Source organism: Kocuria arenosa, from assembly GCF_042879215.1.
Classification (GTDB): domain Bacteria; phylum Actinomycetota; class Actinomycetes; order Actinomycetales; family Micrococcaceae; genus Kocuria; species Kocuria arenosa.
Genome location: NZ_JBHZTA010000008.1, coordinates 169,771 through 185,239 on the forward strand (window position 1 = coordinate 169,771; position 15,469 = coordinate 185,239).

At 71.7% G+C, this 15,469-nt stretch carries 8 protein-coding genes and 1 tRNA gene; 8 read left to right on the top strand and 1 reads right to left on the bottom strand.

Annotated features, from left to right (window positions below; translation table 11 throughout):
- Positions 1–25: 25 nt before the first annotated feature.
- From gltB to ACFYE3_RS14460, 4 genes are all read left to right on the top strand, one after another.
- Complete coding sequence (gltB, locus tag ACFYE3_RS14445; RefSeq protein WP_387610242.1) at positions 26–4,696, top strand: glutamate synthase large subunit; 4,671 nt, start codon at positions 26–28, stop codon at positions 4,694–4,696.
- Positions 4,689–6,152, top strand: coding sequence for a glutamate synthase subunit beta (locus ACFYE3_RS14450; protein ID WP_387610244.1), 1,464 nt, complete (start codon positions 4,689–4,691; stop codon positions 6,150–6,152). Before gltB ends, ACFYE3_RS14450 begins: the two co-directional genes overlap by 8 nt.
- A gap of 253 nt (positions 6,153–6,405) precedes the next feature.
- On the top strand, positions 6,406–7,884 hold the full coding sequence (gene pyk / locus ACFYE3_RS14455) for a pyruvate kinase (RefSeq protein ID WP_387610246.1): 1,479 nt from the start codon (positions 6,406–6,408) through the stop codon (positions 7,882–7,884).
- A gap of 14 nt (positions 7,885–7,898) precedes the next feature.
- Positions 7,899–8,357, top strand: coding sequence for a PaaI family thioesterase (locus ACFYE3_RS14460; protein ID WP_387610286.1), 459 nt, complete (start codon positions 7,899–7,901; stop codon positions 8,355–8,357).
- A 48-nt stretch (positions 8,358–8,405) separates the two neighbouring features.
- On the opposite strand, the gene ACFYE3_RS14465 is transcribed toward ACFYE3_RS14460, so the two are convergent.
- Positions 8,406–8,489: transfer RNA gene (locus tag ACFYE3_RS14465), tRNA-Leu, on the bottom strand.
- A 226-nt stretch (positions 8,490–8,715) separates the two neighbouring features.
- On the opposite strand from ACFYE3_RS14465, the gene ACFYE3_RS14470 reads away from it, so the two are divergent.
- The 4 genes from ACFYE3_RS14470 to rpsA all read left to right on the top strand — a co-directional run bounded on the left by ACFYE3_RS14470 (position 8,716) and on the right by rpsA (position 15,432).
- On the top strand, positions 8,716–9,318 hold the full coding sequence (locus tag ACFYE3_RS14470; RefSeq protein WP_387610288.1) for an ANTAR domain-containing response regulator: 603 nt from the start codon (positions 8,716–8,718) through the stop codon (positions 9,316–9,318).
- 85 nt (positions 9,319–9,403) lie between these two features.
- The gene (gene polA, locus ACFYE3_RS14475; protein WP_387610247.1) at positions 9,404–12,292 is read left to right on the top strand and encodes a DNA polymerase I; all 2,889 of its coding nucleotides are present in this window, start codon (positions 9,404–9,406) and stop codon (positions 12,290–12,292) included.
- Between the two features lie 61 nt (positions 12,293–12,353).
- The gene (locus tag ACFYE3_RS14480) at positions 12,354–13,766 is read left to right on the top strand and encodes a GNAT family N-acetyltransferase (protein WP_387610248.1); all 1,413 of its coding nucleotides are present in this window, start codon (positions 12,354–12,356) and stop codon (positions 13,764–13,766) included.
- A gap of 172 nt (positions 13,767–13,938) precedes the next feature.
- Positions 13,939–15,432, top strand: a complete 1,494-nt coding sequence (gene rpsA / locus ACFYE3_RS14485) for a 30S ribosomal protein S1 (protein ID WP_387610250.1) — start codon at positions 13,939–13,941, stop codon at positions 15,430–15,432.
- The last annotated feature ends 37 nt before the right edge of the window (positions 15,433–15,469 follow it).

Genomic DNA, 15,469 nt, shown 5'->3' on the forward strand with positions numbered 1-15,469 from the left:
ATCCCATGGTGAGGAGACGTCAGTCATGACCTCTACCCCGGCCGGCACTCCCGGTGACACTTCTGCCCAGGGCGGCACGGACCCCCGTCCGGACGCTCCCGCCGAGACCGCGCAGGAGCAGGCGGAGTCCCCGTTCGAGCAGTTCTCGAACGCGCCCGAGGAGCAGGGCCTCTACCACCCGGACGAGGAGAAGGACGCCTGCGGCCTCGCCGTGGTCGCGACCCTCAACGGCGCCCCGAGCCACGAGATCGTCGACGCCGCGCTGACGGCCCTGCGCAACCTGGAGCACCGCGGCGCCGTGGGCGGCGACGAGGGCACCGGTGACGGCGCCGGCCTGCTGACCCAGCTGCCCGACGCGTTCTTCCGCGCCGTGCTGGACTTCGAGCTGCCGCCCCTGGGCGGCTACGCCGTGGGCACCGCGTTCCTCCCGCACGGCGGTGCGAACGCGGAGCGGATCCAGGGCGCCCTCGAGGAGCTCGCGCGCTCCGAGGAGCTGCAGGTCCTCGGCTGGCGGCCCGTCCCCGTGGCCGAGTCCGTGGTGGGCCGGTCCGCGCGGGAGGTCATGCCGTACTTCGTGCAGCTCTTCGTGGCCGAGACCACACCGGCGCCCGAGGACGAGGCGGCCCGGCGGCGCCTGGACCAGAAGGCGTTCCGGCTGCGCAAGCGGGCCCAGAACCGGTCCGGCGTCTACTTCCCCTCGCTGTCCTCGCGCACGATCGTCTACAAGGGCATGCTGACCACCCAGCAGCTCGAGCCCTTCTACCCGGACCTGTCCGACGACCGGTTCACCACCGAGCTCGCGATCGTGCACTCCCGGTTCTCCACCAACACCTTCCCCTCGTGGCCGCTGGCCCAGCCCATGCGCACGCTCGCGCACAACGGCGAGATCAACACCGTCAAGGGCAACCGGAACTGGATGCGCGCCCGCCAGTCGCAGCTGAAGTCCCCGCTGCTGGGCCGCAACCCCGAGGAGCTCTTCCCGATCTGCTCGGAGGGCGCGTCCGACTCGCAGTCCCTGGACGAGGTCGCCGAGCTGCTCGTGCTCTCCGGCCGGCCGGTCACCCAGGCCATGATGATGATGATCCCGGAGGCCTGGGAGAACCACGAGACCATGGACCCCGCCCGCAAGGCGTTCTACCGCTACCACGCCTCCTTCATGGAGCCCTGGGACGGCCCGGCCGCGGTGGCCTTCACCGACGGCGTGCAGGTCGGGTCGCTGCTGGACCGCAACGGGCTGCGCCCCGGCCGGTTCTGGGTCACGGACGACGGCCTGGTCGTCTTCGCCTCGGAGGTCGGCGTCGTCGACGTCGGGGACCGCAAGATCGTGCGCAAGGGCCGCGTCTCCCCGGGCACGATGTTCCTCGTGGACACCGCGCGGGGCCGGATCGTGGAGGACGCCGAGATCAAGGCCCAGATCGCCTCCGCCGCCCCGTGGGAGGAATGGGCCGACGGCAACATCATCGACATCACCGACCTCCCCGAGCGCGAGCACATGATCCACCCGCGCTCCTCCATCACCCTGCGCCAGAAGACCTTCGGGTACACGCAGGAGGAGCTGAAGATGATCGTCGGGCCCATGGCGGCCAAGGGCGCCGAGCCGATCTACGCGATGGGCACCGACACCCCGATCGCCGTGCTCTCCGAGAAGTCCCGCACCCTGTTCGACTACTTCGTGCAGTCCTTCGCCCAGGTCACCAACCCGCCGCTGGACGCCATCCGCGAGGAGCTCGTGACGAGCCTGCGCGGCTCCGTGGGCCCCTCGGGGAACCTGCTGACCACCGAGCGCGTGCGCACCCGCCAGGTCGCGGTGGACTTCCCGGTGATCGACAACGACCAGCTGGACCAGTTCCTGCACATCGAGGGCGAGGACGGGATGCCCGCGGCCCTCAAGGTGCGGGGCCTGTACCGTCCCGACGGCGGCGCGGAGTCCCTGCGCGCCCGGATCGCGGAGATCTGCGAGAAGGTCTCCGCGGCCGTGGCCCGCGGCGTGGAGTACGTCATCGTCTCCGACCGCGACTCCAACGGCGCGTGGGCGCCGATCCCGTCGCTGCTGCTCACCTCGGCCGTGCACCACCACCTCCTGCGCTCGGCGACCCGCACCAAGGTGGCCCTGGTCGTGGAGGCGGGCGACGTGCGCGAGGTCCACCACGTGGCGCTGCTCATCGGCTACGGTGCGTCCGCGGTGAACCCGTACCTGGCGATGGAGTCGGCGGAGGAGCTGGTGCGCTCGGGCGACCTCACCGGGATCACCACGGAGCACGCGGTGCACAACCTGATCAAGGCCCTGGGCAAGGGCGTGCAGAAGATCATGTCCAAGATGGGCATCTCCACGGTCTCCTCCTACTGCGGCGCCCAGGTCTTCGAGGCGCTCGGCCTGTCGCGGGAGCTCGTGGACGACTACTTCACGGGCACCCACACCCAGATCGGCGGCATCGGCCTCGACGTGATCGCGGAGGAGACGGCCTCCCGCCACCGCCGGGCGTACCCGGCGGACGGCGTGACCGAGCCCCACCGGGACCTCGAGACGGGCGGCGAGTACGACTGGCGCCGGGACGGCCCGCCCCACCTGTTCAACCCCCAGACCGTCTTCCGGCTGCAGCACGCCACCCGCACCGGGCGCTACGACATCTTCAAGTCCTACACGAAGCTCGTGGACGACCAGACGAAGAAGCTGCTGACGCTGCGCGGGCTGCTCGGCTTCTCCTCGGACCGCAAGCCCGTGCCGCTCGATGAGGTCGAGCCCGTCAGCTCGATCGTCAAGCGCTTCCAGACCGGGGCGATGAGCTACGGCTCCATCTCCCAGGAGGCGCACGAGACCCTGGCGATCGCCATGAACCGGCTCGGCGCCAAGTCGAACACCGGTGAGGGCGGCGAGGACGTCGACCGCCTGCTGGACCCGCAGCGGCGCTCGGCGATCAAGCAGGTGGCCTCCGGCCGGTTCGGCGTCACGAGCCTGTACCTGACCAACGCCGACGACATCCAGATCAAGATGGCCCAGGGGGCCAAGCCCGGTGAGGGTGGCCAGCTCATGGCCCAGAAGCTGTACCCGTGGATCGCCCGCACACGCCACTCCACCCCGGGCGTGTCGCTGATCTCGCCGCCGCCGCACCACGACATCTACTCGATCGAGGACCTCGCGCAGCTGATCTACGATCTCAAGCGCTCCAACCCGCAGGCCCGGGTGCACGTCAAGCTGGTCTCCGAGATCGGCATCGGCACCGTGGCCTCCGGCGTCACCAAGGCCAAGGCCGACGTGGTGCTCGTCTCCGGGCACGACGGCGGCACCGGCGCGGCCCCGCTGAACTCGCTCAAGCACGCCGGCGCCCCGTGGGAGCTCGGCCTCGCCGAGACCCAGCAGACCCTGATGCTCAACGGGCTGCGGGACCGCGTGGTCGTCCAGGCGGACGGGCAGATGAAGACCGGCCGGGACGTGATCGTCGCCGCGCTGCTCGGGGCGGAGGAGTTCGGCTTCGCCACCGCCCCGCTGATCGTCGAGGGCTGCATCATGATGCGCAAGTGCCACCTGGACACCTGCCCGGTGGGCGTGGCCACCCAGAACCCGGAGCTGCGCAAGCGGTTCACGGGGCGGGCCGAGCACGTGGTGAACTTCTTCGAGTTCATCGCCGAGGAGGTCCGGGAGTACCTGGCCCAGCTCGGCTTCCGCTCGATCGAGGAGGCCGTCGGGCACGCCGAGGTCCTCGAGACCAAGAAGGCCATCGACCACTGGAAGGCGCACGGGCTCGACCTCTCGCCGATCCTGCACTCCACGGTGCTCGAGCACCGGGGCGCGGCGGTGCGCAACATGCGCGGCCAGGACCACGAGCTCGAGAAGCACTTCGACAACGAGCTCATCCGTCTCTCCCGGGCCGCCCTGGAGAAGCGGGAGCCCGTGCGGATCCAGCAGCACATCATCAACACGGACCGCGCGGTCGGCACGATGCTCGGCCACGTGGTCACGAGGACGTTCGGCACGGACGTCCTCGCGCACGACACCATCGACGTGACGCTCACCGGCCAGGCCGGCCAGTCCCTCGGCGCGTTCCTCCCGCAGGGCATCACCCTGCGGCTCGAGGGCGACGCCAACGACTACAGCGGCAAGGGCCTCTCCGGCGGCCGGATCATCGTGCGCCCGGAGCGGGACGCGGTGTTCGAGGCCTCCGAGAACGTCATCGCGGGCAACGTGATCGGCTACGGCGCCACGAGCGGGGAGATCTTCCTGCGCGGCACCGTGGGCGAGCGGTTCCTGGTGCGCAACTCGGGCGCCACCGCGGTGGTCGAGGGCATCGGCGACCACGGCTGCGAGTACATGACCGGCGGCACCGCCCTGGTGCTCGGCCGCACCGGGCGCAACTTCGGCGCCGGCATGTCCGGCGGCGTCGCCTACGTCATCGACCTCGCCGAGACCTCGGTCAACAAGCAGGCGCGCGACAGCGGAGAGCTGCAGCTGCTGCCGCTGGACGAGGCGGACGCCGAGACCGTGCTGGCGCTCATCACGAAGCACGCCGAGGAGACCGGCTCCGAGCTCGCGGACCGGCTCCTGGCCGACCCCGTGGCCACGCTCGGGCGTTTCACCAAGATCCTGCCGCGGGAGTACGCCGCCGTGCAGGGCATCCGCGAAGAGGCCCGGACCCAGGGGCAGGACCCCGACGGCGACGAGGCCTGGCACAAGATCCTGGAGGTGACGACCCGTGGCTGATCCGCGCGGTTTCATGAAGGTGACCGAGCGCGTCGACCGCCCCAAGCGGCCGGTGCCCGTCCGGATCATGGACTGGAAGGAGGTCCAGGAGGCCCAGGACCGGGGGGTCCTGCAGAAGCAGGCCGGCCGGTGCATGGACTGCGGGATCCCCTTCTGCCACGAGGGCTGCCCCCTGGGCAACCTGATCCCCGAGTGGAACGACCTCGTGTGGCGGGGCCTCGACGCCGAGGCGGTCGAGCGCATGCACGCCACCAACAACTTCCCGGAGTTCACCGGGCGGGTCTGCCCGGCGCCGTGCGAGTCCTCGTGCGTGCTCGGCATCAACCAGCCCGCCGTGACCATCAAGCAGATCGAGTACTCGATCGGCGAGATGGGCTTCGACGAGGGCATCGTCAAGCCGTTCGTCCCGCAGCGCCTGGTCGGCAAGACCGTGGCGGTCGTGGGCTCCGGACCCGGCGGCCTCGCGGTGGCCCAGCAGCTGACCCAGGCCGGGTTCACGGTGGCGGTCTACGAGCGCGACGACCGGATCGGCGGGCTGCTGCGCTACGGCATCCCCGACTTCAAGATGGAGAAGGAGGTCCTCGACCGGCGCCTCGACGTCATGCGCGCCGAGGGCACCCGCTTCCGCCCGGGGGTGGAGATCGGCAAGGACATCACCTGGGACCAGCTCAAGCGCCGCTACGACGCCGTGGTGGTCGCCACCGGCGCCACGGTGCCGCGGGACCTGGCGATCCCGGGCCGGGACCTCGACGGCGTCCACTTCGCGATGGACTACCTGGTGCAGGGCAACCGCGTGGTGGCCGGCGACGAGGTCGAGGACCAGATCTCCGCGGCGGGCAAGCACGTCATCGTCCTGGGCGGCGGCGACACCGGCTCCGACTGCATCGGCACCGCCAACCGCCAGGGCGCGGCGTCGATCACGTCCCTGGCCATCGGGCGCAAGCCGGCCGCGGACCGCTCCGACGCCGACCCGTGGCCCATGATGCCGAGGATGTTCGAGGTCTCGACCTCCCACGAGGAGGGCGGCGACCGCACCTACATGGCCTCGACGGTGGAGTTCGTGGGGGAGAACGGCAGGCTCACCGGCCTGAAGGTCGCCGAGACCGAGTACCTGCCCGACGGGCGGCGCGCGCCGAAGGGCGGCACCGAGCGGGTGATCCCGGCCGACCTGGTCTTCCTGGCGCTGGGCTTCACCGGCAACGAGTCCGAGGACATCACCGAGCAGATCGGCGCGGAGCTGGACGGCCGGACCAACCTGGCCCGCGACGACCGGTACATGACCAGCGTGGACGGCGTGTTCGCGTGCGGAGACGCCGGCCGCGGCCAGTCCCTGGTCGTCTGGGCGATCGCCGAGGGCCGCGCCTGCGCGGCCGCCGTCGAACGGTTCCTCACGGGCTCGACCCGCCTGCCGGAGCCCGTGGCCCCGACCGACCGGGCCATCGACCTCACCCTGTAGGACGGCACCGCGGCGCGGGGCGCCCCCTCCCAGGAGGGGGCGCCCCGCGCCGTCGCACGTCCGGGGCGGGAGGGCTGCCCGGTCGCCTCGACACCGGCGACGGCGTTGGTAGGCTGGGGGACGACCTCCCGCCCCGGGGCGGACATCCAGGCAGTGCGGCCGGGAGCTGCGTCGTGTCCTGCGCGACGGAGCCCCCGGCCGCAGTGCTGTGCACGTCCTCCCCGGTGGCACCCCTCGACCCAAGGCGGCACACATGCGACGAGCAAAGATCGTGGCCACGATCGGCCCGGCCATCTCCTCGTACGAGAACCTCTCCCAGGCGATCCGGTCCGGCATGAACGTGGCCCGGCTCAACATGAGCCACGGCGACCACTCCGTGCACGACACGTCCTACGAGAACCTGCGGCGCGCCTCGGCGGACGTCGGGCAGACGGTCGCGATCCTCGCGGACCTCCAGGGACCGAAGATCCGTCTCGGCCGCTTCGCGGACGGCCCGCACGAGCTGCTGCCCGGCGACGAGTTCTCCATCACCGTCGACGACGTCGAGGGCACCGCGAGCCTGTGCTCCACCACGCACAAGGGCCTGCCGGGCGACGTGAACGTGGGCGACCCGCTGCTCATCGACGACGGCCGGGTGGCCCTGCGCGCCACCGCCGTCTCCGACACCACCGTGACCACCGAGGTGGTCGTGGGCGGGCCGGTGTCCAACAACAAGGGCATCAACCTGCCCGGCGTGGCCGTGAACGTCCCGGCCCTGTCCGACAAGGACGAGGACGACCTGCGCTGGGCCCTGCGCCGCGGCGTGGACCTGATCGCCCTGTCCTTCGTGCGCGACGCCAAGGACATCGTGCGGGTGCACGAGATCATGGACGAGGAGGGCCGGCGGCTGCCGGTGATCGCCAAGATCGAGAAGCCGCAGGCGGTGGACTCCCTTCACGAGATCATCGACGCGTTCGACGGCATCATGGTCGCCCGCGGCGACCTCGGCGTGGAGCTGCCGCTGGAGCAGGTCCCGATCGTGCAGAAGCGCGCCATCGAGCTCGCCCGGCGCTGGGCCAAGCCGGTGATCGTCGCCACCCAGGTGCTCGAGTCCATGATCGACAGCCCGCGCCCCACCCGGGCCGAGGCCTCCGACTGCGCCAACGCCGTCCTCGACGGCGCGGACGCGGTCATGCTCTCCGGGGAGACCTCGGTGGGCAAGTACCCGATCGAGACCATCGAGACGATGGCCCGCATCATCGAGGCCATCGAGAGCCAGGCGCTGGAGCGCGTCCCGGCCCTCGGCACGGAGCCGCGCACCCGCGGCGGTGCGGTGACCCGCGCGGCGGTGACCATCGCCCGGCAGCTCGACGTCAGCTACCTCTGCACGTTCACCCAGTCCGGGGACTCCGCCCGCCGGCTGTCCCGGCTGCGCCCGGCCCACCCGATCCTGGCGTTCACCCCGGAGCCCCTCGTCACGGCGCTCATGTCCCTGCTGTGGGGGGTGCAGCCCATCCAGGTGGCGAAGGTGGACCACACGGACGAGATGACCCGGCAGGTGGACCTGCACCTGCAGGAGCAGGGCCTGGCGGTCAAGGACGACCTCGTGGTGATCTGCGCCGGCTCGCCCCCCGGGGTCGCCGGCACCACCAACCTCGTCAAGGTGCACCGCGTGGGCGACGTCGCGGACGCCGGCGAGCTGCTCTCCGGCGGGCAGCGGCGCGAGCGCGTGGGACCGTGGCGGGAGAGCTGACCGGCTCCGCGGGCATGACCCCCGAGGAGCACTCCCGGGACCTGCGCGAGCACGGCGTCCCCGAGGAGCTGCACGCCGCCTTTCCCGGGCACGGGATGGGCGGGCTCGCCCGGGCGATGGGCATCCGGTTCACGGAGCTCACGCCCGGGCGCTCGGTCGCCACGATGCCGGTCGAGCCGAACACCCAGCCGGGCGGGATCCTGCACGGGGGAGCGCACTGCGTCCTCGCCGAGACGCTCGTCTCGACCGCGGCGAGCGTGCACGCCGGGCCGGGTCGGTACGCGGTGGGCGTCGACGTCAACGCGACCCACCAGCGCGGCGTGGCCTCCGGGACGGTCACCGGCACGTGCACGGCGCTGCACCTGGGCGCCACGCTCACCGTCCACGAGGTCGTGATGACCGACGACCGGGGGCGGCGGCTGTCCACGGCCCGCGTCACGAACCTGGTGCGGGAGCGGGACGCCGCGGGCTGACGGCACGGGGGCGGGACGAGAAGACCCCGGACCACCGGTCCGGGGTGCTGGTGCCCAAGGTGGGACTCGAACCCACACTCCAGGGGAACCGCATTTTGAGTGCGGCGCGTCTGCCAATTCCGCCACTTGGGCCTGCGGTCGCAGTCCGCGCCGCCTGGGTGGGCGGCTCCTGCGCTCGACCACTCTACAACAGTTATAGGCTGGGGCTGATCGGACGGAACGCGCGGCGCCGGGCAGTCGGGCGCCGCCGGCCCCGCTGCCCGCGCGGCGCGGGCAACGACGGACCAGCAGCCAAGGAGTCAGCGTGACGGAGCAGCCGAACCCCGCCCCGGCGGAGGAGCCCGAGGCCCGGGACGACCTGTCCGGCGAGTCGGCGGAGAACGACCTGCGCCCGGCCCGCCGGGTGGTGGTCGCCGAGGACGAGACCCTGATCCGCCTGGACATCGTGGAGATGCTCCGGGACGCGGGCTACGAGGTGGTCGCGGAGGCCGACAACGGCCAGCGCGCGGTCGAGCTCGCGCGCGAGCACCGGCCCGACCTCGTGCTCATGGACGTGAAGATGCCCGTCCTGGACGGGATCACCGCGGCGGAGCAGATCGCCTCGGACCGGATCGCCCCCGTGGTCCTGCTCACGGCCTTCAGCCAGCGGGAGCTCGTCGAGCGGGCCCGCGAGGCGGGAGCCATGGCCTACGTGGTCAAGCCGTTCACGGTGGACGACCTCGTGCCCGCGATCGAGATCGCCATCTCCCGTGCCGAGGAGATCGCGGCGCTCGAGCGCGAGGTCTCGGACATGAAGGAGCAGTTCGCCACCCGCAAGCTCGTGGAGCGCGCGAAGTCGCTGCTGACCACCAAGATGGGCCTCACCGAGCCAGAGGCGTTCCGCTGGATCCAGAAGACCTCGATGGACCGCCGGCTGTCCATGCGGGAGGTCGCCGAGGCCATCATCAACCAGGTCGCCTGAGCGCGCCGGCCGACCGCACCGGCTGACCCGCCGGGGCCCGGCGGACCGCCCGCCCCGGGTCCCGCCCGGGCCCTAGGATGGGTCCGTGAGTGAAACGACGCAGCAGACGCAGACCGACACGAGCCCCGGGACCGCCGTGCGCACGGTGACCGTCGGGACAGACACCGACCACCCCGTCGACGTCGAGATCCCCCTCCCGGTCTCCCGGCCCGACCGGAAGCTGCTGCTCGTCGACGGCCACTCCCTGGCCTTCCGGGCGTTCTTCGCGCTGTCCCGCGCCGCGGAGTACGGCGGCGGCCCGGCGTTCGTGACCTCCGACGGCCGGCACACCGAGGCCGTCTACGGCTTCGTGAACACGCTCGTGAAGCTGGTGCGGGAGCAGAAGCCCACGCACCTGGTGGTGTCCTTCGACCTCGAGGGCCCCACCCTGCGGTCCCAGGAGTACGTGGAGTACAAGGGCGGGCGGGACGAGACGCCCGAGGAGTTCCACGGGCAGGTCCCGCAGATCCGCCGGATCCTCGACGCCCTGGGCGTGCCCGTGGTCACCGCCGAGGGCCACGAGGCCGACGACGTGCTGGCCACCCTCGCTCGCCGCGGCGCCGAGCAGGACTACGAGGTGCTGGTCTTCTCCGGGGACCGGGACGCCTTCCAGATGATCGACGAGCACGTCACGGTGGTCTATCCCGGGCGCACCCCGTCCGACCTCAAGCACATGGACGCCGCGGCCGTGGTGGAGAAGTACAAGGTGCCGCCCCAGCACTACCCGGACCTCGCGGCCCTGACCGGCGAGCAGGCCGACAACCTCCCCGGCATCCCGGGCGTGGGGGCGGGGTTCGCGGCCAAGTGGATCCTGGCCTACGGGGGCGTCGACACGATCCTGGCGCACGCGGACCGCGTCAAGGGCAAGAAGGGCGAGGCGCTGCGCGAGCACCGCGCGGCGGTGGAGCGCAACCGGCGGCTCAACCGCCTGGTCACCGATCTCGGGCTGGAGATCGACCTCGCCGACGCCGGTCTGCCCGTGCCCGACACGCAGGCGGTGCAGGAGGTCTTCGACGACCTCGAGTTCGGCGACGGCCTGCGCAACCGGCTCTTCGACGCGTTCGGGCGACCCGCGGAGGAGGCCGCGCCGCCGGCCGACCTCGGCCTGGGCGACGTCGAGCGTCCCGGCACCGCCGAGGAGCTGGAGCGGTGGCTGGCCGGCGGTCCGGGCCCCGTGGTGCTGCACGCGCTGCACCGCGACGACGACCCCGTGCTCCCGGGGGCCCGCGAGCTCTCCGGAGTGGTCCTCGCCCGGGGCGGCCACCAGCCGTCCGCGCTGTTCCTCGACCTCTCGGCCGCCGACTCCGCGCTGGAGTCCGCGCTGGCCCGCTGGCTGGCCGACGCGGACCGGCCCAAGATCGTGGACGGGCTCAAGGACGTCTGGAAGTCCCTCGCGGTGCGCGGCCTGCCGCTGGCCGGGGTCGTGGACGACCCCCAGCTCTCGGCCTACCTGCTGCAGCCGGCGCGGCGCAGCTACGAGCTCTCCGCGCTGCTCGAGGACCGGCTGGGCCTGGCCGTGGCCTCCGCCGCGGACGGGTCCGCCGCCGAGGGGCAGCAGCAGCTCGCCCTGGACGCCGAGCCCTGGCCCGCCCCGGCGGTGCTGCGGCGGGAGGCGGAGCTGGCGGTCGCGACCGTCCAGCTCTCCGAGCACCTGCTGGAGAAGCTGGCCGAGACGCACCAGACCGCCCTGCTCGCGGACCTCGAGCTGCCCCTGGCCGTGGTGCTGGGCCGGATGGAGCTCGCCGGGATCGCCGTGGACCCCGAGGGGGTCCAGGTCCTGCTGGACGACTTCGCCCAAGTGATCGAGCAGGCGCAGCAGGAGGCGCACGCCCAGATCGAGGAGCCCGTGAACCTCGGCTCCACCAAGCAGCTGCAGCAGGTGATGTTCGAGGAGCTGGGCCTGCCGAAGACCAAGAAGATCAAGTCCGGCTTCACCACCGACGCCGACGCCGTGGCGGAGCTGCTCACCCGCACCGACCCGGACTCCAAGGGGCACCGCTTCCTCGCCGGCCTGCTGGCCTACCGGGACGCCAACAAGCTCCGCCAGACCGTCGAGGGCCTGCAGAAGGCCATCGCCGAGGACGGCCGCGTGCACACCACGTACATGCAGAACGTCGCCGCCACCGGCCGGCTGTCCTCGACCAACCCCAATCTGCAGAACATCCCCGTGCGCACCGAGGAGGGCCGCCGCATCCGCGGGCTGTTCGTGGTCGGGCGCCCGCAGGACGGCCGGGCGTACGAGCAGCTGCTCACCGCCGACTACTCCCAGATCGAGATGCGCATCATGGCGCACCTGTCCGGGGACGCGGCGCTGATCGAGGCGTTCCGCAGCGGCGAGGACCTGCACCGCTTCGTCGGCTCGAAGATCTTCGGCGTGGCCCCCGAGGAGGTCAGCGCGCCCATGCGCTCCAAGGTCAAGGCCATGAGCTACGGGCTGGTCTACGGGCTGAGCTCCTTCGGGCTCTCCAAGCAGCTGCGGATCCCCGTGGACGAGGCACGCACCCTGATGAGCGACTACTTCACCCGGTTCGGGGCGGTGCGCGACTACCTGCGCGGTGTCGTGGAGCAGGCCCGCGAGGACGGCTACACGGCCACGATCGACGGCCGCCGCCGCTACCTCCCGGACCTCTCCAGCGACAACCGGCAGCTGCGCTCCATGGCCGAGCGCGCCGCCCTCAACGCGCCCATCCAGGGCTCGGCCGCGGACATCATCAAGAAGGCGATGCTCGGCGTGGACCGGCGCTTCGCCGACGAAGGGCTCGGCTCCCGGATGCTCCTGCAGGTCCACGACGAGCTCGTGGTGGAGGTCGTCCCCGGGGAGCGCGAGACCGTGGAGCGGGTGCTGCGCGAGGAGATGGGCGGCGCCGCCGAGCTGTCCGTGCCGCTGGAGGTCAACGTCGGCGCGGGCCGCTCCTGGCACGAGGCGGCCCACTGACCGGCCGGACCGGCGCCCCGCCGGCACGCCTCCCGACCCCACCGCGAACGAGGAACACACCATGGACCCCCAGCTCGACGCTCCGACGACACCGTCCACCCCCGGCACCGTGACCGAGTCCTATTCGGCCGGCGGGCACGACTACACCTTCGCGGAGTTCGGCGTGGGCCCCGGGGGCGTCGCGGCCAACCCGGCCGCCGTGGAGTGGGTGCGGGCCATCCGCCAGGGCTTCCACCAGGCGGAGCCGACCGACGAGACCCTCGAGCGCACCCTGTCCTGGATGCACGCGGAGCGGGTGCGGCTGCGGGCGGCGTATCCCCACGCCGTGCCGGAGGCGGCGCTGCCCACCCGGCGGCCCGTGGCGACCTTCACCTCCTGGGAGGGCTCGCTCAACGCGGGCCGGGGCCGGCTGCTGCGCGCCCGGCTCATCTCCGAGGTCACCGTCCGGCCCACGCACAGCCGCCGAGGGCTGCTGCGCCGGCTCATGACGGGGGAGCTGGACCGCGCCCGGCGGGACGGCTACCCCGTGGCGCTGCTGACCGCGACCGAGGCCACCATCTACGGCCGGTTCGGCTTCGGCGCGGCCACGTTCAACCGCGAGGTCACCGTGGACGCCACCACCCGCCTGCAGCTCAAGGCGCCCACCGTGGGCAGCGTGGAGATGGCCGACGGGGAGGCGGTGCGCCAGCTCGCCCCCGTGCTCTTCCAGCGCTTCCACGAGAGCTCGCACGGATCGGTGAGCCGGGTGGCCTACCACTGGCCCGAGTACACGGGCGAGTACGCCATCACCCCGCAGAAGGCGGACCCCGAGGTCCGCTGCGCCGTGCACTACGACGACGCGATGCGCCCGGACGGCTACGTGACCTACCGGTTCGAGCCCAACACCTCCTACCCGCTGACCCTCACCGTGATCGACCTGGTGGGCGCCTCCCCGGACGTGTCGATCGCCCTGTGGGAGTTCGTGACCTCCCTGGACCTCGTGGACCAGGTCCGCTTCGGCCGCGCCCCCGTGGAGGACCCGCTGGTGTGGGCGATGGCGGACCGCGCCAAGTACCGCGTCACCGCGGAGTCCGACAAGGTGTGGGTGCGCGTCCTGGACCCCGCCGCCGCGCTGGTGGCGCGCCCGTACACCTTCCGCGGGCGGATCGTGATCTCCCTCGTGGACTCGATGGGCTACGCCGACGGCCTCTGGGCGCTGGACACCACCGGCGGCACACCCGTGGTCGAGCGGCTGGGCGACCGGCCCCGCACGGCCGACGACGACGCCGGGCGCTCGGTCCCCGCGGTGGAGCTGCCCGACGGGGCCGACGTGGCGATGCGGGTGGACGTGCTCGGGTCCCTGTACCTCGGGGCGGTGAAGGCGAGCACCCTCGCGCAGGCCGGGCTGATCGTGGCCCGGGACGAGGCCGCGCTGCGGGACCTGCAGGACTTCATGGAGACCCCGACCGCCCCGTACGGCGTCACGCAGTTCTGAGCCGCGGCGGCGCGGCGGGTCGCGTGTTGCGCCCCTTTTCCTCCGTCCGTAGACTGACCCGGTGCGTGCTCTGCACGTGCCCTGTCCAGCAATCCTTCGGAACGGCCGCGGTCCGGCCGGACAATCTCCGTTCCGACTGATCACAAACTATCCACATCGGAGCCCCTACTACATGACCACCACCACCCCGCAGGTTGCCGTCAACGACATCGGGTCCGCCGAGGACTTCCTCGCCGCTGTCGACGCGACCATCAAGTACTTCAACGACGGCGACCTCGTCGAGGGCACCGTCGTCAAGGTCGACCGCGACGAGGTCCTTCTCGACATCGGCTACAAGACCGAGGGCGTCATCCCGTCCCGCGAGCTGTCCATCAAGCACGATGTCGACCCGGACGAGGTCGTGACCGTGGGTGATGAGGTCGAGGCTCTGGTCCTCACCAAGGAGGACAAGGAAGGCCGTCTGATCCTGTCCAAGAAGCGGGCTCAGTACGAGCGCGCCTGGGGCGACATCGAGAAGATCAAGGAAGACGACGGCGTCGTCACCGGCACCGTCATCGAGGTCGTCAAGGGTGGTCTCATCCTCGACATCGGCCTGCGCGGCTTCCTCCCGGCCTCCCTCGTCGAGATGCGCCGCGTGCGCGACCTCGCGCCGTACATCGGCCAGCAGATCGAGGCCAAGATCATCGAGCTGGACAAGAACCGCAACAACGTGGTCCTGTCCCGCCGCGCGTGGCTCGAGCAGACCCAGTCCGAGGTCCGCTCCAACTTCCTGCACAAGCTCGAGAAGGGCCAGGTCCGCACGGGCACGGTCTCCTCGATCGTCAACTTCGGTGCCTTCGTGGACCTGGGCGGCGTCGACGGCCTCGTGCACGTCTCCGAGCTGTCCTGGAAGCACATCGACCACCCCTCCGAGGTCGTCGAGGTCGGCCAGGAGGTCACCGTCGAGGTCCTGGACGTCGACATGGACCGCGAGCGCGTCTCCCTGTCGCTGAAGGCGACCCAGGAGGACCCGTGGCAGCTGTTCGCCCGCACCCACGCCCTCGGGCAGGTCGTGCCGGGCAAGGTCACCAAGTTCGTCCCCTTCGGTGCGTTCGTGCGCGTCGAGGACGGCATCGAGGGCCTGGTGCACATCTCCGAGCTGGCCCAGCGCCACGTGGACATGGCCGAGCAGGTCGTCTCCGTGGGCGACGAGCTGTTCGTGAAGGTCATCGACATCGACCTGGACCGCCGCCGCATCTCGCTGTCGCTCAAGCAGGCCAACGAGGGCGTGGACCCGGACTCCACCGAGTTCGACCCGGCCCAGTACGGCATGGCCGCCGAGTACGACGACCAGGGCAACTACAAGTACCCCGAGGGCTTCGATCCCGAGACCAACGAGTGGATCGAGGGCTACGAGACCCAGCGCGCCGCCTGGGAGCAGCAGTACGCCGACGCCCAGTCGCGCTGGGAGGCGCACAAGGAGCAGGTCCGGAAGTCGATCGCCGAGGATGCCGAGGCCGCAGCCGGCGGCACGACGAGCTCCTCGTCCTCCTCTTCCTCGTCGTCCTCCTCCTCGTCCGCGCCGGCCCCGACCAGCTACTCCTCCGAGGCCCCGGCCGCCGACTCCGGCACCCTGGCCTCCGACGAGGCCCTGGCCGCTCTGCGCGAGAAGCTGACCGGAGCCTGATCCGACAGGCACCGCCAGGCCGTTCCGCACGGCACTG

Bases quoted from the DNA above. Each gene is read 5' to 3' on its own strand.
- gltB (WP_387610242.1), top strand. From the start codon at position 26: ATGACCTCTACCCCGGCCGGCACTCCCGGTGACACTTCTGCCCAGGGC.
- ACFYE3_RS14480 (WP_387610248.1), top strand. From the start codon at position 12,354: ATGGACCCCCAGCTCGACGCTCCGACGACACCGTCCACCCCCGGCACC.
- rpsA (WP_387610250.1), top strand. From the start codon at position 13,939: ATGACCACCACCACCCCGCAGGTTGCCGTCAACGACATCGGGTCCGCC.
- ACFYE3_RS14460 (WP_387610286.1), top strand. From the start codon at position 7,899: ATGACCCCCGAGGAGCACTCCCGGGACCTGCGCGAGCACGGCGTCCCC.
- pyk (WP_387610246.1), top strand. From the start codon at position 6,406: ATGCGACGAGCAAAGATCGTGGCCACGATCGGCCCGGCCATCTCCTCG.